The following is a 23,685-nucleotide window of genomic DNA, read 5'->3' as shown; positions in this document are numbered from 1 at the left end:
TGATACCACAATATAAGCGGCAGGACGGCAAAGTGTGCGGCTCAGGCCTTGTTCCCGGTCAGGATCGGTGTATCCGGCACCGTTTCCACGACCACCAGCGCCCCCTTGCGGGTGGAGATGGTGATGCAGTCTGAGCCTTCGGCATACTCATTGCTGACTCCCAGCGGATAACCGGCCACCAGCACATCATCGGTGAGCTCATAGTAGGAACCGTGCTCACACACGCCCTCCGCCCTGCCCTCCATGGGGAAAGCGGAGAAGTAGAAGAACTCCTCCTTCGGATAGGCGCGGGTTTCGCCGGAGCGGACAAAGGTGATGCGGCTGCGCTCATCCTGAAGCGTTGCCCGCACCCCCCGTTCTTCCAGCCCAAGGCCGGTGGCAAGATTCGAGAGGGTATGCTCGATCCGCCTGCCGCCCAGCGCCCCCAGAAGAAGCACCTCAGTAAAGCCCTTCTCACTGGCAAGCTTGGCGGCATATTCGGTGTCGGTGTCGTCCTTGACGTGAGGCAGGACGATGATATCGTCGTTCTGCTGCACCGGACAGGGAGCGGTATCGAAGTCTCCCAGGATGATATTGGGCTTGCAGCCCAGCGGCGCGCAGTTGCGATAGCCTGCATCACAGGCGATGATGAAGTCATCGGGGCGGAGCAGACGCTTCAGCTCCGGCGAGACCGGGCAGGCCGAGAGGATCACGCAGCGCATCACATTCCCCTCCTCTGCCAGTCCTTGACATCCTTGACTTCCTCATACATGGCACAGTAGCTGTCGTACCGGGTCCGGGAGAGCTTTCCCTCGGCCAGAGCGGCACGGATAGCACAGCCCTTTTCTGTGCGGTGGGAGCAGCCCGTGAACTGACACTGCCCAAGGTAGGGTCCGAACTCCGGGAAGGCATGCTCCAGATTCTCCTTGGGGATGAACCCGGCGCGGTTGGCTTCCAGGCTGGCAAAACCGGGGGTATCCGCAATGCGGCCCCCAAAGGCCTCAAAGATGGTCACCTCGCGGGTGGTATGGCGGCCGCGCCCCAGCTTCTGGCTGATGGCGCTGGTCTCCCGCTCGGCCTGAGGCAGCAGGGTGTTCAGCAGGGTCGATTTGCCTACACCGGAGTTGCCGCAGAAGGCGCAGAGCCGCCCGCTGATCCACTGCCTGACCTCGTCCAGCCCTTCCCCGCTGTCGTAGCGGATGGCAATGAAGGGCAGAGTGGATCTTTCATAGGCGCTGCGCAGGAACTCCACCTCGCCGAGATCAGCCTTGGTGCAGACGATGACGGGCTGCACCCCCTTGTCCACGGCGATGGCCGAGAGCTTGTCCAGCACCAGTGTGCTGGGGGTGGGCTGGGTGGTGCTGGCCACAAGGAACAGCACATCCAGATTGGCCACAGGCGGCCGGACAAACACGTTTTTGCGGGGTGCGATCTCGGCAATGACTGCCGCGCCGTTCTCTGTCTCCAGCGTCACCTCATCGCCCGCCACGGGGGTGATCTTCTGTTTGCGGAAGATGCCCCGGGGCTTGCACTCGATCACACCCTCTTCGGTCTTGACGTAGTAAAATCCGCCAATTCCTTTTACGATATATCCCTTCATCCGTTCCTCCCTCAGGACAGCAGCGCGCTCCACCAGTCGCCCAGGCCAGTACCCTCGCTGCTGGAAGAATCGCCGCTGCTGGAAGAGCTGCCCCCGATCAGGCCGCTCCACCAATCGCTGGAGGAGCTGCCCGGCTGTTCAGCCGGGGTCTCAGGCACCGGCTCGGGGCCTGCGCTCACGGTAATGCTGACACGGCTGTTCACCTTGACGGTAGATCCTGCCGCCGGGCTCTGGCCGATGATGGTACCTGCGGGCTGGTCGCTGTACTGCTCGGTGGTGCTGCCAAGGCCCAGCTTGTTCTGCACCAGCACGGAGCGGGCATCGTTCACGCTCTTGAGACCGGTCAGGGCAGGCACCTTGGCCGTGGTGTTGACCTGCGGGCGGCTGACATAGACCACCACCGTAGAGCCTGCAGCCACCTGACTGCCCGCAGCAGGTTCGGTGCGGATGATGGAGCCTGCGGCCACGCTGGGTTCCACCGCCTGGGTGATCAGAACAGAGACCCCCAGATCCTTGAGCTGCTGCTCACCATCTGCCTGCACATAGTTGGAGACATCCGGCACGGTGACATACTGGATGCCCAGGCTGACGGTCAGGGTCACGCTCTGGCCCTCGCGGACGGTACGGCCCGCCACCGGGGACTGCCGGTAGACGTAACCGGCGGCGTAATCGTTGCTGTAAGCCTGCTCCCAGTTGATGACGATCTGGCCGGATGCCACCTGCTGGGAAGCGTTGACCTCATCCTGGGTCATGCCGCTGTAATCTGCCAGCACCACATCGGCCTTTTCCCCCATCAGGGAGCTGGAATCATTCAGGATCATCCAGCACAGGGCCGCGCAGGCCAGTGCAAAGGCCACGGTGATGCCAAACAGCACCGGCAGGAACACGGTGCGCTTTTTCTTTTTTCTGCCTTTTGCCGGGGCACTGCCGCGCTCCGGACGGGATTCTTTTCTGGGCATAGGGGGTTCCACCACCTTTTCAGGAATTTCATCGGGGAGATAGGTGTAGTTGAACACGATGGCCGGGTTCTCTACATAGGCGTTGAGGGCTTCCAGCATCTCAGCGGCGCTTTTATAGCGGTTTTCGGGCCGCTTTGCCATGGCGCGCTCGGTGATCTCCACCAGCCCCACCGGCACCCAGGGAGCCAGTTCCCGCAGGCTCCTGGGCTGATCCGAGATCTGCTTGATGGCCACCTCCACCACGTCATCGGCATCGAAGGGCAGATGACCCGAGAGCATCTCGTACATCATCACGCCCACCGAATAGAGGTCGCTGGTGAAGTCGGTCTCATCGCCCTTGGCCTGCTCCGGGCTGATATAGTGGACGCTGCCCATGGCCTTGCCGCCCGAGAGCTGGTTCTCGGCCCGGGAGATGCGGGCAATGCCGAAATCCATCATCCGCAGCTGGCCGTTGTCCAGCAGCATGATGTTCTGGGGCTTGATGTCCCGGTGCACCACGCCGTTGTGGTGGGCATGGTCCAGCGCTTTCAGGATCTGGGAGATAAAGTGGACGGTCTCCCGGCTGGTCAGCTTGCCGCCCCGCTCGTTCAGATACTCGCGCAGGGTCATACCGTCCACATATTCCATGACGATATACTGCAGATGGTCGCTCACCGAGACATCATACACCTTGACGATGTTGGGGTGGTTGAGCAGCGAGATGGCCTTGGACTCGTTCTTGAAACGGCGCACAAGGTCAGGGTCGTGCATGAGCTCCTGCCGCAGCACCTTAACGGCCACGACCGTGCCCTCCGGCACCGGGCCGCCCGGCCCCACAACGGCCTTGTAGACATTGGCCATGCCGCCGGTGCCGATGAGCTCCCGCACCGTGTACAGACCATCCAGCGTTTTGCCGATCAGGTTATCCATGGTGCACCTCCGTAGGTTCCACAGCCAGCAGCAGGGCGGTGATGTTGTCGGAGCCGCCGTTCTTGTTGGCGGCATCCACCAGCCTGTCGGGCAGGTCGTAGAACGGGCCCTGCGCCAGCAGCTGCTCCATCTGCTCCACCGGCACCATGTTGGTCAGGCCGTCCGAGCAGAGCAGCAGCAGATCCTTTGCCTGCAGCTGCACCGAAGTAACCTCCGGCTCCAGCCGGTAATCCACGCCCAGCGCCCTGGTGATGATGTTCTTCTGGGGATGATGCTCGGCCTCCTCCTCCGTGATGGTGCCGCAGTCCACCAGCTCCTGCACATAGGAGTGGTCGTGGGTGAGCTGGGTCAGTTTACCGCCCCGGCAGAGGTAGGCGCGGGAATCGCCCGCGTGGCAGAGGGTGGCTTCCCCGCCCCGCACCAGTGCGCAGACCGCCGTGGTGCCCATGCCGGCCAGCGATTCCTCGTGGGCAGCTTTGTTGAACACATAGCGGTTGGCACTGATGAGGGCCTTTTTCAAAAAAGTGCCCTCCTGCCCTGCTCCGCACTGGGCGTACTGCTCCTGAAACACCTGTTCGATGACATTGCAGGCCCCCTGTGAGGCCTCGCGGCCGCCTTTGGCACCGCCCATACCATCACACACCAGTGCCCAGACAGCACCGCCAGGCAGCTCCCCGGCACGGTAATCATCCTGATTTTCCTGCCGGACGCGGCCCACATCCGTTTTTCCTGCTAGTTTCATAGGCTTCTCCTCTTGCGATTTACGCCTTACCATTCATTTCGTCCCGGCGCAGCTGGCCGCAGGCGGCGCTGATCTCGCTGCCAAGACGGCGGCGTACCGTGGCGTTGACCCCCAGGCTCTCCAGCTTTTTCTGGAAGCGCTGGACATTGGCGGCATCGGTAGCCGAGTAGGGGCTTCCGTCCACCGGGTTGATGGGAATGAGGTTCACATGAGCACCCATGCCCCGGATGAGGTCGGCCAGCTGTCTGGCACAGGCATCGGAATCATTGACACCGCGCACCATCGAATACTCAAAGCTGACCCGGCGGCCCGTGGTCTCCTGATAGCGACGGACGGCGGGCATCAGCACCTCCACGGGGTAGGCATCATTGACCGGCATCATGCCGCTGCGGATCTCGTTGTTGGGGGCGTGCAGGGAGACCGAAAGGGTCAGCTGCAGCTTTTTCTCGGCCAGCTGGTCGATTTTGGGCACCAGACCGCAGGTGGAAAGGCTGATGTTGCGCATTCCGATGTTCACGCCCTCCGGGGAGGAGATGTTCTCAAGGAAGCGCATGACCTCGTCAAAATTATCCAGCGGTTCCCCGATGCCCATGAGGACGATGTGGGAGATGCGCTCCCCGATGTCCTTCTGGGCGGTATAGATCTCAGAGCAGATCTCACCGGCTTCCAGGTTGCGCACCCGGCCTGCCTGGGTGGAGGCACAGAAGCGGCAGCCCATCCGGCAGCCCACCTGAGTGGAGACGCAGACTGTGTTGCCGTAGTGGTAGCGCATGACAACGGTCTCGATGCAGTTGCCGTCGGCCATCCGCAGCAGATATTTCACGGTGCCGTCCTTGGCTTCCTGCCGGCGCTCGATCTTGGGGGCGGCAATGTAAAACTGCTCTTCCAGCTTTGCCAGCAGGGTCTTGGGCTGGTCGGTCATGGCAGAAAACTCGGTGACCAGCTTCTGGTGCACCCAGTGGAAGATCTGCTTTGCCCGGAAGCCCGGCTGACCCATGGCTTTCAGCGCAGCGGTCAGCTCGGCCAGCGTCAGGGAAGAGATACAGCGTTTTTGTTCCATGGTATTCTCCTATGAATCAATACGAACCGGACGGCGGGTTCATTGCGTTTTCTGCATGGCGCAGAGGAAAAAGCCGTCCATCCCGGTGCGGGTGGGCACCGAGAGCGCCCCGTGCTCCCCCACTGTCATTCCGTCAGGGAACGCCACAGCGGGCCGGACCACCCGGAACTCCGGGTGACGGGCAAGGAATGCCGCCACCTGCTCCTCGTTCTCGGCGGGGTCGATGGTACAGGTGGAGTAGACCAGCCGCCCGCCCGCTTTCAGCAGAGCGGCTGCTGTGTCCAGAATGGACGACTGGGTGGCCAATAATTCATCGTGGCGTGCTTTTTCCAGCGTCTTATAGCGGATATCCGGCTTTTTTGCCAGAATGCCCAGGCCGCTGCAGGGGGCATCCACCAGAATGCGGTCTGCGGCGGGCAGCTTTGGGTTGGGGCGGGTGGCATCATTGCAGAGGGCGGTGACATGGGCAAAGCCCATCCGTTCCACAGCGCTCCGGATGAGCCCGACCCGGTGCTCTGCCACATCGCAGCTGTACAGTGCGCCCTGCCCCTGCATCTCCTCGGCCAGCAGCAGCGTTTTACCGCCGGGTGCCGCACAGAGGTCGATCACGGTATCGCCGGGCTTTGCCTCCACACAGAGGGCTGCCAGCTGGCTGGCCTGCCCCTCCACATGGAAACAGCCCTCCTTGAAGAGCGGGTGCTCCGCCGGGCTGCCCTCAAACTTTGCCAGCACGCTGCCGGGCACAAGGCCGGGCTGCGCGCTCTTCACGCCGCTTTCCAGCAGTTTTTCACAGAGGGCCGCGGCATCCATTTTCAGGCAGTTGGCCCGCAGGCTGGTGCAGCCGCCGTCGGCGGTGTGGGTCAGGATGCCCAGCGCTTCTTCGGGGTAATGGGTGCGCAGAAACTCTGCCACATCCTGCCCCGCAGAGCCCAGCACCATGAGGCGCTGGGTCTCGTTCCGGAAGCGGGCAGTTTCCAGATCATAATTGCAGGCCTTGCGCAGGACGGCATTGACCAGCCCGGACGCACTCGCCTTTTTGAAGGTGCGGGTCAGCTTGACGGCCTCGTTCACCGCCGCCGACACCGGCACCTGCATATAGCGGGCCTGCGCCAGTGCGGCCCGCAGGATCTCGCGCACCTGCGGGTCCAGCCTGGCAAGGCCCTTGGGCAGGAACTGTTCCAGAATGAAATCCAGCGTGCCCTGATGTTCCAGCACGGTGTAGAAGATGGCACCGGCAAAGGCCTTATCCCGGCCCTCCAGTTTCTGACGGCGGAGTTCGGCATCCAGCACAAGGTTCGAGAAGCCGTCCTGCTCCTGCCGGACCAGTGCAGCCACTGCCGCTGCCCGTGGATTGGCCGCCATCAGAGGGTATCCCCCGCTTTGAGGCGCAGACCAGCCGCAAAAGAGGTGCCATCCATCGGCTTTTTGCCCTCAGGCACCACATGAAGCAGCTGGACCGCGCCATCGGCACAGGCCACCGTCAGGGGCTTTGTGGAAAGCACCGTGCCGGGAGCCTCACCGTTGGAGGCAGCCACGCGGCACTCGGTCACCTTGACCTTTTTGCCGCCTGCGGTCACGAACCAGGCCATGGGCCAGGGGTTCATGCCGCGCACCCAGTTGTGGATGTGCGCAGCAGTATCGGTCAGCCTGAACTCTGCCAGCTCCTTGTCCAGCATGGGGGCCAGGGTGGCGTTCTCATGCTGCTGGGGCTGGGGCTTGAGGGTGCCAGCTTCCATGGCGGGCACCGCCTCACAGAGGACGCGGGCACCCACGGCGGTGACCCGGTCGAACAGCTCGCCGCTGGTCTCCTCCGGGCCGATGGCGATCTTCTCGCAGACCAGCACATCGCCGGTGTCCAGCCCCTCGTCCATCTGCATGATGGAAACGCCGGTCTCGGTGTCGCCGTTCAGAACAGCCCACTGCACGGGGGCGCTGCCGCGGTACTTGGGCAGCAGGGACACATGCAGGTTGATGCAGCCATACTTCGGAGCTTCCAGCACGGATTTAGGCAGGATGCAGCCGTAGGCCACCACCACGATGAGGTCAGGGGCCAGCGCCTGGATGTTGGCATCCTCGCTGCCGTCCCGCAGGGTGCGGGGCTGGAACACGGGAGTCCCATGCTCCAGAGCAACTTCCTTGACCGGGGGCGCGGTGAGTACCTGCTTGCGGCCCACCGGCTTATCCCGCCGGGTGTACACGCCGCAGATCTCGTGACCGGCGGCATACAGGGCCTTCAGGCACTCCGCGGCGATATCCGGGGTTCCCATGAACAGAATGCGCATCAGTTGTTTCCTTTCGCTTCACGGGCAGCCTTTTTGCCCTCCTCGGTGTCCTCGTAGAAATACTCGCCGGACTCCATGATGGTAATGCCGTCCAGATGGTCATTCTCGTGCTGGATGCAGCGGGCCAGCAAGTTCTCGGCCTCCAGCTCGAACCAGTTGCCGTTGCGGTCCTGTGCACGCACCTTGACGGCAACGGGACGGGTCACGGCACCGTTGTGACCGGGGAAGGACAGGCAGCCCTCGTAGGCGGTCTCCTCATCCTCAGAAACAGCCAGGATCTCGGGGTTGACGAAGTCGATGAACTTGTACTCATAATCCTCGGGGATCTCCTCGGGGGCATCGGTGGTGTCCCACACCACGAACACGCGGCGCAGCATACCCACCTGAGGGCCTGCCAGACCCACGCCGTCGGCGGCGATCATCGTCTCCCGCATGTCATCCAGCAGGGTGGCAAGGCGGTCGTCAAAGTTGGTCACGGGGCGGCAGACCTTGTTCAGGATGGGGTCGCCCTCTTTTACGATATTGCGGATAGCCATAATGGTACCTCCAAAATTTGTTGTGTTGTATCAGATATCCCCGTCCGAGTGCAGATCGACCACAACGGTGGCCTTGCCGGGCAGTTTTTCCTGCTCGTAGAGGGTCAGCGTTTCCCGGATGAGGTTCCGGAAACGGCGGTCGTTGCGGCACTTGACGGTGAGTTTATAGCGGTAGGAATCGTTGATCTTTTCAATGCTGCCGGGGGTGGGGCCCAGCACCCGCAGGGGCAGGTCGGGCTGTTTGGCCGCCTGCCGGCCCAGCAGGGCCGCAAAGCGGGCGGAAGCCCGGGCCACCTCGCTCTCCTTTGGCCCGGCAAAGCCCACAACACAGAGCCCGCAGAAGGGCGGATAAAGCCCCAGCTTCCGGTAGGCGATCTCCTGCTCGAAGAACGCGTCGTAGTCCTGCGCGGCGGCAAGGTTGAGCACCGGGTTGTCCGGGTCGGTGGTCTGGATAATGGCAAAGCCGGGGTCTTTTGCCCGGCCGCTCCGGCCCACCACCTGCGTGACGAGGCTGAACACGGTCTCATAGGCCCGGAAGCCCTGGGCGAACAGGAGCGAATCGATGCCCAGCACGCCCACCAGCGTCACATCCTCGAAATCCAGCCCCTTGGCCACCATCTGGGTGCCCACCATGATGTCATATTCATGCCGGGCAAACTTTGCCAGCAGCTTTTCATGGGCATCCTTGGCGGCGGTGGTATCCTGATCCATCCGCAGGATGCGGGCCTCCGGAAAGAGCTTCGCCAGCTCCTCCTCGGCCTTCTGGGTGCCAAAGCCCCGGTACTGCAGTTTTCCGCCGCAGGCGGGGCATCTGGCAGGGGGCGGGTCCAGCTGGCTGCCGCAGTAATGGCAGAGCAGCTTGTGGGCCGATTTGTGGTAGACCATGGGCACGCTGCACTTCTGGCACTTGAGCACCTCGCGGCAGTCCTCGCACTGGGCCACGGTCTGGTAACCCCGGCGGTTGAGCAGCAGGATGGTCTGCTTGCCTGCCTCAAGGTTGTGCCGGATGGCATCCTCCATGGCAAGGCTGATCTCCCGGGGGTTTCCGGAGGCAAGCTCAGCCCGCATATCCACGATCTGGACTTTGGGCAGCGGGTTGCCGCCATAGCGTTTGGTCAGGCGCACCAGCTGGGTGCGGCCATGCTGGGCGGCATAATAGCTCTCGGTGCTGGGGGTGGCGCTGGCCAGCAGGAGCAGGGCCCCGTTCTCCGCCGCGCGCTGCCGGGCCACCTCGTGGGCCGAGTAGCGGGGCGCGGATTCGGAACGGTAGGTGTGCTCCTGCTCCTCATCAATGATGACAAGGCCGATGTTTTCCAGCGGGGAGAAGATCGCGCTGCGGGTGCCCACCACGATATCCGCGCCGCCGTCCTGGATCATCTGCCATTGGAGCAGGCGCTCGGTATGGTTGAGGGCGGAATGCTGCACGGCCACCCGCTTGCCAAACTGGCTTTTCAGCCGCAGGATCATCTGAGGGGTCAGGCTGATCTCAGGCACCAGCACCAGCGCCCGGCGGCCCATCTGCAGGCAGTGCTCGATGAGCTTCAGGAACACCAGCGTTTTGCCGCTGCCGGTCACGCCGTAGAGCAAGGCCGAGTGCGGGGCTGCATCCTCCAGCCCGGGCAGCAGCGCGTCATAGGCGGCCTGCTGCTCCTCCGTGAGAAGGATGGGCTCGTTCTTCAGTGGGATGGAAGAATACAGGTCGATGGATTTGTTCACCTTGCTGCATTCCAGCACGCCCTTGGCGCAGAGGTTGTCCAGCACTGCCCGGCTGATGCCCTTTTCCTCCAATGCAGACAGGGTGCGCTCTCCCCCGGCCAGCAGGGCCACTGCAGCCAGCTGCTTGGCGGTCGGTCTGGGCTTTGGGGGCAGCGTGCCCACCAGCTTATAGGCATTTTCCGTGTGGCGGACGAGCTGCTTTTGAAGCACCGGGGTCACGCCGTCCTCCGCCACGGTGGGCTTGTACTGCGCGCCGTAGGGGATGACTGCCTTGACGGCCTCGTAGTAGGTGCAGAAGGTGCGCTCCTTCAAAAAGTGCACCAGCCGCAGCAGCTCCGGGGTGAGGCAGGCAGAGGCCGGGGCCACATCGAACAGGAACTTGAGCTTTGCGCTCTCCGGTTCGGCATCGCAGGCCAGCACCACACCCATCCGGGCACGGCTCCCCCGCCCGAAGGGCACCAGCACCATGCTGCCCAGCCGGACGGTATCCTGCTGGTCGGGCATGACGGCATAGGTATAGAGTTTGTCAAAATGAAAGGTCGCGTTGCTCACTGCAACGCCTACCGTTTTTGGCATTCAGGCAGCTCCTTCAAAGCGATTTAGCGGGTCAGGCCCGCACGCTGGCAGATGACATCATAGAGTCTGGCGGCGCAGGCATCCACCTCGTCGTTGACCAGCTTGAGGGTGAATTTATCCTGCTGGGCCAGCTCATTGCGGGCGATCTCCAGGCGCTCCTGGATGCTCTCCTCGGTCTCGGTGCCGCGGCCGCGCAGGCGGCGCTCCAGCTCCTGGGTGGAGGGAGGCAGCAGGAAGATGGTGGTGGCACCGGGATACATGCGGCGGATATTGGCCGCACCATGCACATCGATGACCATGACCACCAGCTTGCCCGCGTTCAGCCGCTTGTTGACCTCTTCCTTCAGGGTGCCGTAGTAGTTGCCGTTGAAGAAGTTGTGCTCCACGACCTCATCCTGATCGATGAGCTGCTGGAACTGCTCCTTGGTGCGGTAGTAGTAGTCTACCCCTTCCTGCTCCCCGGGGCGGGGGGAACGGGTGGTGGCAGAAACCGTTTTTTCGATCTCGGGGTGGGCCTTGCGCAAAGCGCTCACCACACTGTCCTTTCCGGTACCGGCGGCACCGGAAACGACAAACAGATATTTTTCATTTTCCATGGTCTTACTGCTCCTCTTCTGTCACTGTTTTGCCCTCGGCCTGACCGGCGGCACGGCTGGCCACCGTTTCGGGCTGAAGGGCTGAAAGGACAACGTGGTCGGAGTCCATGATGAGGACGGCGCGGGTGCTGCGGCCATAGGACGCATCAATGAGCATCCCCCGCTCCCGCGCTTCCTTGACCAGACGCTTGACCGGGGCAGAATCGGGGCTGACCACAGCCACCACCCGGCCCGCGCTGACCAGATTGCCAAAGCCGATGTTGATCAGTTTCATCTTTTCCTCCGAACCATCTGAATCTCAGGGTTTACTCCAGATTCTGGATCTGCTCACGGATCTTTTCGATCTCCGCCTTCATATCCACCACGATGCGGGTGATATCCAGATCCTGACACTTGGAACCAATGGTATTGGTCTCACGGTTCAGCTCCTGGGTCAGGAAATCCAGCTTGCGGCCCACGGGCTCGTCCAGCTCCAGAATGGAGCGGTACTGGGCGATGTGGCTACGCAGGCGGACGGTCTCCTCATCCACGGCGGTCTTGTCGCCAAAGATGGCGGCCTCGGTCAGGACACGGGCATCATCGATGTTCCGGTCCTCCAGAATGACCTTGAGCTTTTCGTACAGGCGGTTGGTGTAGTTCTCCACCCGACCGGCGCTCAGGGTCTCCACCCGGCCCACGCATTCTTCCAGAAAACGCAGGCGGTTCTCCACGTCAGCCTTCATCTTGGCACCCTCAGCGGCGCGCATCTCCACAAAGCGGTCCAGCGCCTGGGCAGTGACAGCGGAAACATCCTCCCACAGCTGCTCCTCATCCACATCGGCGTGGCGGGTGGTCAGCACATCGGGAAAGCGGGCGATCATCCCGGCGGTCACATCGTTCTTGACCTCCAGCGTCTCAGACAGGTCCCGCAGGGCCTGCTGGTAGCTCTTGGCCAGCTCCTGATTCACAGCCACCACGGTATCGGCGGCATCCACGGTCTGCACCGTCAGGCTCAGTTCTACCTTGCCGCGGGTCACCCGCTCGTTCAGCTGCTTTTTCAGGCGGCTGTCCAGATAGCTGCAGGTGCGGGGCATCCGGGAAGAATACTCAAAGTACCGGGAATTGACGCTGCGCAGCTCCACCGTGATCTCACGACCATTGCGCACAGCAGTTCCCCGGCCAAAACCGGTCATGCTCAAAATCATGCTTTTTTCCTCGTATTCCAAAGGGTTTTCTGCGGACATTCTTCGTATATGTATCCGCTTTGGAGCACACAGACCCATGTTACGATACATATACTATATATTTTACTCTGCCGCCCCTTTTTTTGCAAGCAATGCGGCGAAAAAAATCTATTTTACCCCCTTGACAAGGGGCAGGAGCAGCGCTATACTATGCATAGTGAACAGCGTTCATGTTGAGGGGGTGGTCACACGAATCCGATGGCAACGTCCAAGGAGGAGATCCTGAAAACGAGCCGGGTCCTCATCCAGCAGAATGGATGGGAAGCGGTCAACATCCGTGCAGTGGCAGCAGCCTGCGGGGTATCCGTGGGGTGCATCTACAACTACTTTGGTTCCAAGACCGAACTGGTGAGCGCGGCGGCGGAAAGCATCTGGAGCGATATCTTCCGCCACCCGGACGACCCGGCGGTGTTTGAGGATACCCTGTCCTGCATCCGCTGGATGTACCGGCAGATGGAGTACGGCTCTGAGCAATACCCCGGCTTCTTCACCCACCACGCGCTTGGCTTTGTGCGGCAGGATGCCGCCGATGGCAAGCAGCAGATGCGGCAGACCTGGCAGCACATTCTGGATGCGCTGACCATGGTGCTGACCAGGGACAAAAAGATCCGGCCAGACGCATTTACTGAGGAGTTCACCCGCCAGAAATTTGCGGGCATCCTGTTCTCCCTCATGCTTTCTGCCGTGGTGCAGCAGGATTTTAACCCCACAGCGGTATTGGAGATCATCCGCAGGACCATTTATGAAGTGTAAAAAACATCCCACAGTCTTGTGGGAGTTTTTTACGGCCAAAAATGAACAGCGTTCATATTGATTACTGCGGGACATCTCCCCCAGCATTCCACCCACGGCAGGCTGCATTTTTCAGGCGCAGCCTGCACATCACAACGATGCAGTCCGGCCGGCAATCGCTGACCGGATCGCGATAGAGCAGCAAACCAACCGTAAAGGAGCAACCTTTTTATGAGAGCAATCATTGAGACCGTTTTCGACATCTTCTATCTGGTCACCGTGCTGACCTTGGGTATCCGCATGATCCGCGGCAGCAAGGCTGGCACCCAGTTCCGCCTGTTCGGCCTGATGGCCGTGGTGCTGGGCGCAGGTGACTCCTTCCATCTGGTGCCCCGTGCACTGGCACTGTGCACCACCGGCCTGGAGCGCTACGCTGTGCCTCTGGGCCTGGGCAAGTGGATCACCTCCGTAACCATGACTGTGTTCTATGTACTGCTGTACTACGTCTGGCGCAAGCGCTACCAGATCAAGGGCCAGAAGGATCTGACCATTGCCGTGTACGCCCTTTCCGCTGTGCGCATCGTTCTGTGCATGATGCCGCAGAACCAGTGGCTGACCAACCACACCCCGCTGACCTGGGGCATCCTGCGCAACATCCCCTTTGCACTGCTGGGCCTGCTGATCATCGTGCTGTTCTACCGCAGTGCCAGGGAACACAAGGATCAGGCTTTCCGCTGGATGTGGCTGACCATCGTGCTGAGCTTCGGCTTCTATCTCCCGGTGGTGCTGTGGGCAGATGTCAACCCCATGATCGGTATGCTGATGATCCCCAAGACCTGCGCCTATGTCTGGACCGTGCTGATCGGCTACAACGCCATGAAGGCTGAGAACGGCAAGAACAACTGAGACCTGCGGGAGCACAAATAAAAACAAAAAGAAGGGGCTGCTGCATCAAACGGTGCAGCAGCCCCTTCTGGTATTATGATTTAGACAGGGTGAGACTGATTGGTGTAATCAGCGTGGTCAGCGTCCACGCCCTGCTTCTTGGCATTGCGCTTCTCGAAGAACTTGGGTGCGACCTGCGGGAACATTGCGTAGGTCAGAACATCCTCTTCCTGCGTTGCCCACTTGGCGGCCTCAGCCTTCAGCTTGTCCATCTCGGGAGCCAGGGTGTCGGCAAAGCGGCAGGTGATGGGCTGCTCGTCGCCCAGGATCTTCTTGGTGAACTCGGGGCTGATGGGAGCGGGAGTCTTGCCGTAATCGCCGTGGACCAGGCCCTTGAACTCCTTGGTGACCATCTTGTAGCGCTCGCCCAGGATGACGTTGAACACAGCCTGCGTGCCAACGATCTGGCTGGTGGGGGTGACCAGCGGAGGATAGCCTGCGTCCTCACGAACGCGGGGGATCTCAGCCAGCACTTCGTCCAGCTTATCTTCCTTGCCTGCATCCTTCAGCTGCTTGAGCATGTTGGAGAACATGCCGCCGGGCACCTGATACAGCAGGGTGTTGGCATCCACGCCCAGGCTCTTGGGGCTGATCTGGCCGTTGGCGATGTACTTCTCGCGCAGCTTTGCAAAGTAAGCGCGGACAACGTTCAGCTGCTTCAGATCCAGACCGGTGTCGTAATCGGTGCCCTGCAGGGCAGCGACCAGACTTTCGGTGGGCATGTGGCTGGTGCCAAGGCTCAGGGGGCTCATGGCAGTATCGATGATATCAGCACCTGCCTCGATGCCCTTGAGGATGGACATGGAAGCCAGACCTGCGGTGTAGTGGCTGTGGATATCCACGGGGATGCTGACGGTCTCCTTCAGCTTCTTGACCAGATCATAGCAGGTATAGGGGGTGAGCAGACCAGCCATGTCCTTGATGCAGATGGAGTTTGCACCCATCTCCTCCAGGGTCTTGGCGTAGGCTGCAAAGTACTCGTTGTTGTGCACGGGGCTCAGGGTGTAGCTGATGCAGCCCTGAACATGTGCGCCTTCCTTGTTGGCGGACTTGATGGCGGTCTGCAGGTTGCGGGGATCGTTCAGTGCGTCGAAGATGCGGATGACATCGATGCCGTTTGCAACAGACTTCTGCACAAAGTACTCGACAGCATCATCGGCGTAGGGGCGGTAGCCCAGCATGTTCTGGCCGCGGAACAGCATCTGCAGCTTCTGGTGGGGCAGCTCCTTGCGCAGGATGCGCAGACGCTCCCAGGGGTCCTCATCGAGGAAGCGGATGCAGCTATCAAAGGTAGCGCCGCCCCAGCACTCGACAGAGAAGTAAGGGATCTTATCCATTTCGGGCAGGATGGGACGCATCTCATCCATCGTCATACGGGTGGCCAGCAGAGACTGGTGAGCATCACGCAGGACGACTTCCGTAATCTTGATCGGCTTTTTGGCCATGGTTGTCACCTCTTCCTCAGTTCTCAGTTCATGGAAACCAGAACGTCACCGGAGTTGACGGTGTCGCCCTTGTTGACGTTGACGGAGGCCACAGTGCCATCCTGAGGAGCAACGATCTCGTTCTCCATCTTCATGGCCTCGAGGATGACCAGCACGTCACCGGCCTTGACGGAAGCACCGGCTGCGACCTTGACATCCAGGATGTTGCCGGGCATGGGAGCCTTGACGGTGACGGCACCGGCAGCACCGGCGGGAGCAGCAGCCTTGGGAGCGGCAGCAGGAGCAGCCGGAGCCTTGGGTGCGGCGGGAGCAGCGGGAGCTGCAACAGGAGCAGCGCCTGCGGCGGTCTCCTCAACGGAAACGCTGTAAGCAACGCCATTGACGGTAATATTGTAGTACTTCATGGAAGGATCCTCCTGAACAAAATCAATGTATGGATTCGATGTACGGTTTACGTTCCGGAACCGCTTACAGAGCCATGTTGCCGTGCTTCTTGGGCAGGCGGGCGGCACGCTTGGTGCTCAGCAGCTCAAAGGCGGCAACCACGCTTGCACGGGCGTTGGCAGCGTCGCAGGTCATATCAGCGGCACCGGCGGCAACGGCGTTGGCAGCGCTGCACACCTCAGCGGTGTACTGGGCAGCCTTGGCGTTGGTGGCGGCAATGATGTTGTCGGAAGCGTCGATCTCGGCCTTGTACAGGACGGAGACGGCAGCGTTGGGCTCCAGAGCGCTGACGGTGCAGCCGTTGACGGCGATCTTCAGGTCAGCGTTGGCCAGAGCGGTGTAGACAGGGCCCACAGCCTTGCCGGACAGCAGAGCCACCTTGGCGGTGGTAGCATCGGCATAGGTAGCAGCCAGACGGGCAGCCTCACGGATGCCGCCTGCGATGTCATCGGTGGCGCTGGGTGCAAAGCCGTTGGTGTTGACGATGGTCAGCACGGGCACGCTGAAAGCATCGCACAGGCGGACAAAGCGGGAAGCCTTGGCCACGCAGTTGTGGCACAGGGTCTCGCCGGTGGCCACAATACCCACAGCGTTGCCGCCGATGGTTGCGAATGCGGTGTAGACGTGCTTGCCGAAGCCTGCGTACAGCTCCACAGCGCTGTCCTTGTCGATCAGGGCAGCGGCAGCCTTCTCGGGAGCAGCACCGGCGCTCAGAACGCTGGTGGGCTGCTCGAACTCGAAGATAGCGGGGCCGGTCAGGTTGTTGGCGGGCAGCAGACCCACGATGTGGGCAGCCTTCTCGGCAGCTTCCTCAGCGTTGGCAGCCACGATGGCAGCCACACCAGCCTTGGCAGCAGCCTCGGCAGTGCCTGCGCCGGGGACCTTGTCGCCCTTGGCGGCGGAGGTGAACGGAGCGGTGAAGAACAGCTCTGCATCCTCAGCCATGACGCACACGTCAGCATTGGCAGCGCTCAGCGCGCTGGTGCCGCCGCACACGCCGGTGACGACTGCGATCTGGGGGATGACACCGGACACCTTGGCGATGGTGGCGTTCAGCTTGGCGCTGGCGGTCAGAACGTCCAGACCCTCAGCCAGCTTAGCGCCGACAGAGTTGTAGAACGTGACCACCGGGCAGCCGGTCTGAGCAGCCATCTCCAGGACCTTGATGTTCTTCTCAACGTCCTTGACAGAGACAGCCTCGCCGTTCTGGTAAACAGCATAAGCCTGCTGACCAGCCGCATAGCCGCAGGCAGCACTCACTGCGCCGTCCGCAAACAGTGCGGTATACTCCCCGTCATCGAAAAACTTGGCGAGGATTTCTCCTTTGTTACTCTTTGAAGCCATGGTAAGACCTCCTGCTTTTCTATTTTGAGCTTTTTATTTTGAGCTTTCAAAATTAGTATCATTATACCTTATTTTGAGAGCGTTCACAAGGGCTGAAAGGCCCATTTTGCGGAAAAATTTCACAATCTTTTCCAAAATCAGCCGATTTTTGCGCCGTGAAAGCTGAAAAAACGATCACTTTCTCCGTTTTGCGGGGGCATTGCCGCTGCCCACAGGGCCCTTGGGGCGGCGGGCGGCAGCCTTGGACTGCAGCGATGCGCTGCGGGTCTGGGCGCGGCCCTTGGCGGCGGCGGCACGCAGACCGTTGACCTCTGCCTTGGTCAGTTCACGGTAGGTGCCGGGCTTGAGCATTCCCAGCTTGACCACGCCCTCGGCGTTGCGCTTCAGGCGGACGACCTCCAGACCAACGGCCTCGCACATGCGGCGGATCTCGCGGTTCTTGCCCTCTTTCAGGGTCATCTCCATCACGGTGCGGCCAGGCTCATCGGTGACGACGTTGATGGCGCAGGGCATGGTCTTGGTGCCATCGTCCAGAACAACGCCGGAGCTCATCTTCAGGATCTGGCTCTCATCGGCCCGGGGCTGCACGGTGACGCGGTACAGCTTGGAGATGCCGCCCGACGGATGGGTGACAGCCTGCGCAAAGGCACCGTCATTGGTCATCAGCAGCAGGCCCTCGCTGTCCTTGTCCAGGCGGCCCACCGGGTACAGGCGGGCGGGGATATCACTGACCAGCTCCATAACGGTCTTGCGGCCCAGCTCATCGCTGGCGGTGGTCACATAGCCGCGGGGCTTGTACAGGGCCAGATAGTAGAGCTGCTGGTTCTTCTGGATGTAGATGCGCTCGTCATCCACATGCAGCACATCCCGGTTGGGGTCCATCTTGTCGCCCACCTTGACGGGGTGGCCGTTGACCTTGACACGGCCCTCGGCAATGATCTGCTCGGCCGCGCGGCGGGAACACAAGCCCTGCTCGGCCATGATTTTCTGAATACGTTCTTCTGCCATAATAAAACTCCTTGTGCGCCTCCCGGCGCTCAAAAACGCACGCCGGAGCATGCGCTGAAAAAACTGCAAGTTGGAAGCTTGCAGTTACGGCTTGGTTTCCGGGCCAACGGGGAGCTTTCCCTCGCAAGTGAAACGGGCCATTCCATCGCCCGCCCTATTGCCTGCGGCAACAGGGTCCCACCCCAGCGGACACTTGCTCACGAAACTCCCCGCCGTCCCTTACGCCTTACTCTGCTTTCGATTCCAGCGGAGCAGCAGGCTCGTCCTTTTTAATGAGTGCGCTGACCTTTTCCACCAGTTCAGGGATCATGGTCAGGGCGCGGTCCACGGTGTTGTTGCCGTCAGAGAGCTGGATGGTGCGGACACAGCCATCCTTGACCACCAGGAATGCCACGGGCTGGATATTGACACCCGCGCCGGAGCCGCCGCCGAACAGATCCTTGTTGGCGGCGTTCTTGCCGTCGAAATCGGTGCCGGCAGAGGCAAAGCCGAAGCTCACCTTGGACACCGGCAGGATGGTGGTGCCGTCATCGGTGGTGATGGGCTTGCCGACGATGGTGTTGGAATCCACCATCTGACGGATCTTGTCCATCGTAACGTTCATCAGGTTTTGAATGGGATGCTCAGCCATAAATTCGGCCTCCTTACTTCTATATCGGGGAGTGGAACGCCGCTCCCACGGAACCACTTCCCTGCCCTGTACGGGCCGGGACGCGGACACACCATACAAAAATATTATACCCGAGCTAGATAAAAACGTCCAGTACCTTTTCGCGCCAGAACGCATACAGAACGCGCAGAAGCGTGAAAACGATGGCGTAGGCCCGGGCCGTGACCCGGAAGGAGACGTGATCCTTTACGGTGGGCTCGGCGCTGCCGAAATCCGGCAGGAGCCGGAGCTGCTCAAAGTCCAGATAGAGGAACCGGTCCAGGAAGCCCAGCGTCGGGTAGAGCCAGGCGTTCAGCCTGCCATAGCTGCGGGCAGCCTCGGCAGGGTCTTCGCCTCGGACACCGAGGACAACGTCGATCCGGGTGAAGCGCAGGGAGCCGATGATGGCCCGGGTGAGCTTTCCCGCCCCTTTTAAGATGGTGCAGACGATCTGCAGGGTCAGCTTCGCCTTCTGGCGGGGCGGGGCTTCCTTTTTGGGCTTCTGTGCGCCGGACGCTTTCTTCTTTTTTTCTTTTTTCTTTTTCTCCGGCTTTTCCGGCGCGGGATATCGGAACACCGGGAAGGTGATGCCCAGTGCACCGGCCTTTACCTGAAAGATGCCCTCCGCCCACTGCACATCGGCGCAGAAGGGGCAGAACATGAGCAGCAGACCCAACACCAGCACCACCAGCAGCAGGATGCCTACTCCTTTTAAGAGGAACAGCAGCACCGTACCGATACCAGCGAGAACACTCCACAGGACGCTCATTTGGCCGCCTCACTTTCCGTGCCCCGCACCGGGGGCAGATCTTCCAGACTGGACAGGCCGAAGCACCGCAGGAACACATCCGTGGTGCGGAAAGCCACCGGTCTGCCGGGCAGATCGAGACGGCCTGCCTCTTCAATGAGCCCCTTTTCCAGCAGGCTCGACACACTGGAGGAGGAATCCACGCCGCGCACCTGCTCGATGAAGGCGCGGGAGACGGGCTGGTTGTAGGCGATGACGGTCAGGGTCTCCATGGCCGCCGGGCCCAGCGGGATGGAACGGCGGGTGTCCAGCACACGGCGGATGCACTCCGCAAATTCCGTTTTGGTGGCCAGCTGCCAGTGGGTGTTCAGGTGGAGCAGGCACAGGCCGCTGTCCTCTCTCTGGCAGCGCTCGTGCAGTGTTTCCAGCGCAGATTCCACGCTGGCGGTGGGCAGCTGCAGTGCCTGAGCCAGCTTATCGGCCCCGATGGGCTCCGCGTAGGCAAAGAGCATTGCTTCCACTGCGGCACGAATTTGTTTCTGATTCATTGCTCCTCCTTTGTGCGGTCAATGCGGCCCCGGCGCATCTTCAGCTCGCCCTCCGGGCCGAGCGTCACACGGCCGCCGCGCACCAGCTCCAGCAGCGCCAGAAAGGTGGCCACGTTGGCCCCCCGGGTCTGGCGGCGGGAAAACAGCTGGTCCATCTTTTTTGCACCGCCTGCAATGAGCTGGCGCAGGATGTAGACCACCCGGCTGCTCACCGAGACCTGCGGAGCCGACACCAGCGGCTCGAACTGCTGCTGGGTGGGCACTTTGCGGACGGTGGTGCGCCCCATCAGGGCCTGCCAGCAGTCTGCCAGCACCTGCGGCGAATGGAAGAGATCATAGGTGTTGTCCCATTCCAGCCGGGCCGGGGTGCGCACGAACACAGTGTGCTCCTCTCCCCGCTCCCGCAGACGGGCGGCCATCCGGCGGCACTGGTCATATTCAATGAGCTGGCCGGTGAGCTCCTGCTTCATCCGCTCGCCCTCTTCACTGCGGGGCAGCAGCAGATAGCTCTTCATCTCCACCAGGTGGGCGGCCATCTCGATAAAGGCACTGGAAATTTCAGGGTCGGTGCTCTCGGCCGATTCCACCGCGCGGGTGTACTGGTCGATGAGCTCCAGAATGGGGATGTTGTGCAGGTCCATCTTGTGCTTCTGCACCAGCGTGAGCAGCAGCTCCAGCGGGCCCTCAAAATCCTCCAGACGGAAGGTCAGTTCTTCTGCCACTCAGATCACCGTCCCGATGGCTGCATAGTACGCAGAATAGGCGATCTGGTCGATGTAGCCGGTGCCGAGATCCAGCAGATCCCAGACCACATCATTGAAGGTGCCCAGCACGCCATCCAGCACACCGGCCCAGACAGCCGCCAGCAGGATGACGAAGATGACGCGCTCGTACCGCATGATCTGAAAGTAGATGCGCTGGGGCAGCACCACCAGCAGGATGCGGCTGCCGTCCAGCGGCGGGATGGGGATGAGGTTGAACACCGCAAGGCCCACATCCATCATCACTAAGTATTGGAGGAAGCGGGCTGCGAAAATCGTGATCATGGTGGTGGGGGCCCAATAATACAGGATCTTCCACGCCACCATGCCGAGGTAGGCCAGCAGCAGGTTGGCCGCCGGGCCTGCCAGCGCGGTGAGGGCCATGCCCCACTTGGGGTTTTTGAAATTGCGGGGGTCGGTGGAAACAGGCTTTGCCCAGCCCACCCCCGCAAAGATCATGCAGAGGGTGCCCACGAGGTCAAAGTGGCGGAACGGGTTCAGGCTGATGCGGCCCTCCCGCTTTGCGGTGGGGTCGCCCAGCAGCCAGGCGGCCAGCGCGTGGCCCGCCTCATGGAACGGGATGGCGATCAGGGTCACCAGTGCCCGGATGAGATAATACATTCCTTGTGCGGTCATTTGTTTCTCCCTCAGTTGGATTTTATCCTATTGTACTATTTTTTCGCTTTTGGGGCAAGGGTTTGGCCCTGCAAGAAAAAAGTTGCGGAAAAATCAAATTTACTCTTGCTTTTTCTCCGCATCTCTGGTAAAATAGTTAAGCTGATTATTTTGAATTCCATATTTCACTGTAGGAGGTGCAAGTACCATGGCTAAGTGTGAATGCTGCGGCAAGGGTGTTACCTTTGGTATCAAGGTTTCCCACTCTCATCGCCGTTCCAACCGTACCTGGAAGCCGAATGTCCGTCGTGTCAAGGCGGTCGTGGAAGGCTCTCCCAAGTATATCTACGCATGCTCTCGCTGCCTGCGCGCTGGCAAGGTTACCCGCGCTGTCTAAGTAGCTGCATCTGCCGGTCACTTTGTCGAGTGGCCGGCTTTTTTGTTATCTTCTGGAGGGATCGACGATGGCTCTGCCAAATGACCCGATCATGCTGCTGAGCATGATCAACCTGAAGCTGCGGGACTTCTACCCCACTCTGGACGCGCTGTGCGAGGATCTGGACGAGGACAAGGCCGCGCTGTGTGCCAGGCTTTCCGCTGTGGGGTACACCTATGACCCCCAGCGCAATCAATTTGTGTGACAACAGGAGGATGCTGCCATGATCCAAGGGACGTATTATAAGGAATGGAGCCGGATGCTGGGCCGCGACATGGAGTTCAAGGTCTACGGCCATGCCGGTACGCCGGTGCTGGCTCTGCCCGCGCGGGGCGGTCGCTTTTACGACTGGGAAAACAACGGGATGCCCGATGCCATTGCCCCGCTGCTGAATGAGGGCAAGGTGCAGCTGTTCTGCGTCGACAGCATCGATGCCGAGAGCCTGCTGGCCGGGGACACGGCTCCCCGCCGCCGGGCCGAGATGCAGGAAAAGTATTTCAATTACCTGACAAGCGAGCTGGCTCCCCGCATCCTGACCCTGAACGGTGCCAAAAAGGACACCCTGCTCTGGGCGGTGGGTGTGGACACCGGCGCGTATCAGGCAGTGAACTGCCGCCTGCGCCGCCCCAAGGTGTTCGCGGGTGCCATCGGCCTTTCCGGTCTGTACGATGTGCGCCGTTTCCTGGGCAATGCAGCAGATGACCTGGTCCTGCGCAATGCTCCCCTGGCCTATCTGGCAGAGGACGTCCTTGTGGACAAGAAGCTGCTGGCAAAGGCTGAGGAGAATGCCCTTCTCCTCTGTGCCGGTCAGGGCAGCTACGAGGGCGACGCGCTGGTGGACACCCAGGCCATGGCCGATGCACTGACCGACTGCGGCCTGCCCGTGCATCTGGAAGTGTGGGGCAGCGATGTCTCCCACGACTGGTACTGGTGGGGCAAGGAGCTGAATCTCTTTGCCGCCCGTGTGTTCGGCTGATGGAGGTGCAGGATGCCTGAATTCATTCTTGGTGCACGCGGCCACGATTTTGGCCGCCATGACCCCGAGACCCTCTTTTCCTCCATCGGGCAGGCAGGCTTTGCCTGCACCCAGCTGGCCTTTACCAAGGCGGTGGAGGGCGTAAAGAGCTATGCCGATGTGACTCCTGCGCTGGTGGAGCGGGCAAGAGCGGCTGCGGCAGCATCCGGCGTGGGCATTGCTGTAGACGGCACCTATGTGGAGCTGAGCTATGCCGACGAGGACAAGCGCCGTGCCGAGGTGGCAAAGGTGCTGAGCCAGATCCCTGTTGCCAAGGCGCTGGGTGCAGGCTGCATGGGCAGCGAGACCACCAACATGGCCAAACAGCCCGGTGTGACCCGGAAGGAGGCGCAGGAAGCGCTCCTGCGCAGTCTGGGCGAGATCCTGCCCGCCTGCGAGGAGCAGGGAGTGCTCTTTGCCGTGGAGTGCGTCTACTACCACGCCATGAATACCCCCGAGGCGGTGCGGATGGTGCTGGACACTATGGCAAGCCCCAACCTGCGCGTCATCTGCGATTTTGCCAACTATGTGGGCCCGGAGGCCGCGTCTGTGGATGCACAGCGCCGCATCTGGGATAAGGTGGGCAGCTGGTACGGCGACAAGATCACGGCGGTCCATTTCAAGGGCCAGAACTTCCAGCCGGATGGAACGCTCTATTCCACCAGTCTGGAGGATTCCTGCGTGGACTACGCCGGCGGCTTTGAGATGCTGCGGCAGATGCCACAGGCTTCCCTGCCCGTGCTGCGGGAGGAAGCTGTGCCCGCCCGCGCCGCAAGCGACCTTGTCTTTATGCGCAGATTCGCCTACTGATCGTTTT

The 23,685-nt window shown here is 61.2% G+C and carries 27 protein-coding genes; 6 read left to right on the top strand and 21 right to left on the bottom strand.

From position 1 onward, the window contains the following. Positions 1-41: 41 nt before the first annotated feature. Genes P0G09_RS02540 through P0G09_RS02485 form a run of 12 tightly spaced genes read right to left on the bottom strand, consistent with a single transcriptional unit; the run spans position 42 to position 12,139 of the window. Positions 42-701, bottom strand: coding sequence for a thiamine diphosphokinase (locus tag P0G09_RS02540; protein WP_238077556.1), 660 nt, complete (start codon positions 699-701; stop codon positions 42-44). Next, entirely contained in the window at positions 701-1,579 is an 879-nt protein-coding gene (gene rsgA / locus P0G09_RS02535) for a ribosome small subunit-dependent GTPase A (protein ID WP_098922511.1), read from the bottom strand. The genes P0G09_RS02540 and rsgA overlap by 1 nt, the downstream gene beginning before the upstream one ends. 11 nt (positions 1,580-1,590) lie before the next feature. Continuing rightward, positions 1,591-3,447 (bottom strand): Stk1 family PASTA domain-containing Ser/Thr kinase, encoded by a 1,857-nt coding sequence (gene pknB, locus P0G09_RS02530; RefSeq protein ID WP_156069724.1) that lies wholly within the window; start codon positions 3,445-3,447, stop codon positions 1,591-1,593. Then, positions 3,440-4,189, bottom strand: coding sequence for a Stp1/IreP family PP2C-type Ser/Thr phosphatase (locus P0G09_RS02525; RefSeq protein WP_275251832.1), 750 nt, complete (start codon positions 4,187-4,189; stop codon positions 3,440-3,442). Before P0G09_RS02525 ends, pknB begins: the two co-directional genes overlap by 8 nt. Before the next feature lie 19 nt (positions 4,190-4,208). Continuing rightward, complete coding sequence (gene rlmN / locus P0G09_RS02520) at positions 4,209-5,249, bottom strand: 23S rRNA (adenine(2503)-C(2))-methyltransferase RlmN (protein ID WP_005932700.1); 1,041 nt, start codon at positions 5,247-5,249, stop codon at positions 4,209-4,211. 39 nt (positions 5,250-5,288) lie between these two features. Next, positions 5,289-6,611 carry a 16S rRNA (cytosine(967)-C(5))-methyltransferase RsmB gene (gene rsmB / locus P0G09_RS02515; RefSeq protein ID WP_005932698.1) on the bottom strand — a complete coding sequence of 441 codons (1,323 nt, stop codon included), beginning with the start codon at positions 6,609-6,611 and terminating at the stop codon, positions 5,289-5,291. Continuing rightward, positions 6,611-7,531: a methionyl-tRNA formyltransferase gene (gene fmt, locus P0G09_RS02510; protein ID WP_275251831.1), complete on the bottom strand. Its 921-nt coding sequence runs from the start codon at positions 7,529-7,531 to the stop codon at positions 6,611-6,613. Before fmt ends, rsmB begins: the two co-directional genes overlap by 1 nt. Beyond that, positions 7,531-8,067, bottom strand: a complete 537-nt coding sequence (gene def / locus P0G09_RS02505; RefSeq protein WP_275251830.1) for a peptide deformylase — start codon at positions 8,065-8,067, stop codon at positions 7,531-7,533. The genes fmt and def overlap by 1 nt, the downstream gene beginning before the upstream one ends. A gap of 30 nt (positions 8,068-8,097) precedes the next feature. Continuing rightward, positions 8,098-10,359, bottom strand: a complete 2,262-nt coding sequence (priA, locus tag P0G09_RS02500; protein WP_275251829.1) for a primosomal protein N' — start codon at positions 10,357-10,359, stop codon at positions 8,098-8,100. A gap of 23 nt (positions 10,360-10,382) precedes the next feature. Next, positions 10,383-10,955, bottom strand: a complete 573-nt coding sequence (gene gmk / locus P0G09_RS02495) for a guanylate kinase (RefSeq protein WP_156069716.1) — start codon at positions 10,953-10,955, stop codon at positions 10,383-10,385. 4 nt (positions 10,956-10,959) lie between these two features. Then, positions 10,960-11,229 carry a DUF370 domain-containing protein gene (locus tag P0G09_RS02490; protein ID WP_005932684.1) on the bottom strand — a complete coding sequence of 90 codons (270 nt, stop codon included), beginning with the start codon at positions 11,227-11,229 and terminating at the stop codon, positions 10,960-10,962. A gap of 31 nt (positions 11,230-11,260) precedes the next feature. After that, complete coding sequence (locus tag P0G09_RS02485) at positions 11,261-12,139, bottom strand: YicC/YloC family endoribonuclease (RefSeq protein ID WP_098925172.1); 879 nt, start codon at positions 12,137-12,139, stop codon at positions 11,261-11,263. A gap of 237 nt (positions 12,140-12,376) precedes the next feature. On the opposite strand from P0G09_RS02485, the gene P0G09_RS02480 reads away from it, so the two are divergent. Continuing rightward, entirely contained in the window at positions 12,377-12,931 is a 555-nt protein-coding gene (locus tag P0G09_RS02480) for a TetR/AcrR family transcriptional regulator (protein WP_275251828.1), read from the top strand. 210 nt (positions 12,932-13,141) lie between these two features. Beyond that, positions 13,142-13,816: a hypothetical protein gene (locus P0G09_RS02475; protein WP_275251827.1), complete on the top strand. Its 675-nt coding sequence runs from the start codon at positions 13,142-13,144 to the stop codon at positions 13,814-13,816. Between the two features lie 80 nt (positions 13,817-13,896). Here the strand turns inward: P0G09_RS02475 and P0G09_RS02470 are convergent, their stop codons facing one another. From P0G09_RS02470 to P0G09_RS02430, 9 genes are all read right to left on the bottom strand, one after another. Further along, positions 13,897-15,300: an oxaloacetate decarboxylase subunit alpha gene (locus P0G09_RS02470; RefSeq protein WP_097770778.1), complete on the bottom strand. Its 1,404-nt coding sequence runs from the start codon at positions 15,298-15,300 to the stop codon at positions 13,897-13,899. A gap of 23 nt (positions 15,301-15,323) precedes the next feature. Further along, positions 15,324-15,704, bottom strand: a complete 381-nt coding sequence (locus tag P0G09_RS02465; protein ID WP_005932671.1) for a biotin/lipoyl-containing protein — start codon at positions 15,702-15,704, stop codon at positions 15,324-15,326. A gap of 64 nt (positions 15,705-15,768) precedes the next feature. After that, the gene (locus tag P0G09_RS02460) at positions 15,769-17,088 is read right to left on the bottom strand and encodes a carboxyl transferase domain-containing protein (protein WP_098922528.1); all 1,320 of its coding nucleotides are present in this window, start codon (positions 17,086-17,088) and stop codon (positions 15,769-15,771) included. 174 nt (positions 17,089-17,262) lie between these two features. After that, entirely contained in the window at positions 17,263-18,096 is an 834-nt protein-coding gene (locus P0G09_RS02455) for a pseudouridine synthase (protein ID WP_097770775.1), read from the bottom strand. Positions 18,097-18,322: 226 nt separating this feature from the next. Then, positions 18,323-18,727 (bottom strand): GerW family sporulation protein, encoded by a 405-nt coding sequence (ytfJ, locus tag P0G09_RS02450; RefSeq protein ID WP_156069760.1) that lies wholly within the window; start codon positions 18,725-18,727, stop codon positions 18,323-18,325. Between the two features lie 115 nt (positions 18,728-18,842). After that, complete coding sequence (locus P0G09_RS02445; RefSeq protein WP_275251826.1) at positions 18,843-19,514, bottom strand: DUF2953 domain-containing protein; 672 nt, start codon at positions 19,512-19,514, stop codon at positions 18,843-18,845. Beyond that, positions 19,511-20,041 carry an SMC-Scp complex subunit ScpB gene (gene scpB / locus P0G09_RS02440; RefSeq protein ID WP_275251825.1) on the bottom strand — a complete coding sequence of 177 codons (531 nt, stop codon included), beginning with the start codon at positions 20,039-20,041 and terminating at the stop codon, positions 19,511-19,513. The genes P0G09_RS02445 and scpB overlap by 4 nt, the downstream gene beginning before the upstream one ends. Next, entirely contained in the window at positions 20,038-20,763 is a 726-nt protein-coding gene (locus P0G09_RS02435) for a ScpA family protein (RefSeq protein WP_223454035.1), read from the bottom strand. Before P0G09_RS02435 ends, scpB begins: the two co-directional genes overlap by 4 nt. Beyond that, on the bottom strand, positions 20,764-21,438 hold the full coding sequence (locus P0G09_RS02430; RefSeq protein WP_097770771.1) for a site-2 protease family protein: 675 nt from the start codon (positions 21,436-21,438) through the stop codon (positions 20,764-20,766). It abuts the gene before it with no gap. Positions 21,439-21,625: 187 nt separating this feature from the next. Between P0G09_RS02430 and rpmB the strand changes: the two genes are divergently transcribed. The 4 genes from rpmB (at position 21,626) to P0G09_RS02410 (ending at position 23,678) form a co-directional block, all read left to right on the top strand. Next, positions 21,626-21,814, top strand: coding sequence for a 50S ribosomal protein L28 (gene rpmB, locus P0G09_RS02425; RefSeq protein WP_005932647.1), 189 nt, complete (start codon positions 21,626-21,628; stop codon positions 21,812-21,814). Positions 21,815-21,881: 67 nt separating this feature from the next. Continuing rightward, complete coding sequence (locus P0G09_RS02420) at positions 21,882-22,058, top strand: DUF4250 domain-containing protein (RefSeq protein WP_207696926.1); 177 nt, start codon at positions 21,882-21,884, stop codon at positions 22,056-22,058. 18 nt (positions 22,059-22,076) lie between these two features. Beyond that, positions 22,077-22,829 (top strand): alpha/beta hydrolase-fold protein, encoded by a 753-nt coding sequence (locus P0G09_RS02415; RefSeq protein ID WP_275251824.1) that lies wholly within the window; start codon positions 22,077-22,079, stop codon positions 22,827-22,829. 12 nt (positions 22,830-22,841) lie between these two features. Beyond that, positions 22,842-23,678, top strand: a complete 837-nt coding sequence (locus tag P0G09_RS02410) for a TIM barrel protein (protein ID WP_275251823.1) — start codon at positions 22,842-22,844, stop codon at positions 23,676-23,678. Positions 23,679-23,685: the final 7 nt, after the last annotated feature.

This window comes from Faecalibacterium sp. DFI.5.82, assembly GCF_029076575.1.
Classification (GTDB): domain Bacteria; phylum Bacillota; class Clostridia; order Oscillospirales; family Ruminococcaceae; genus Faecalibacterium; species Faecalibacterium duncaniae.
The sequence above is the reverse complement of the archived record's forward strand: the minus strand, read 5'-3'. Positions and strand labels throughout refer to the sequence as shown.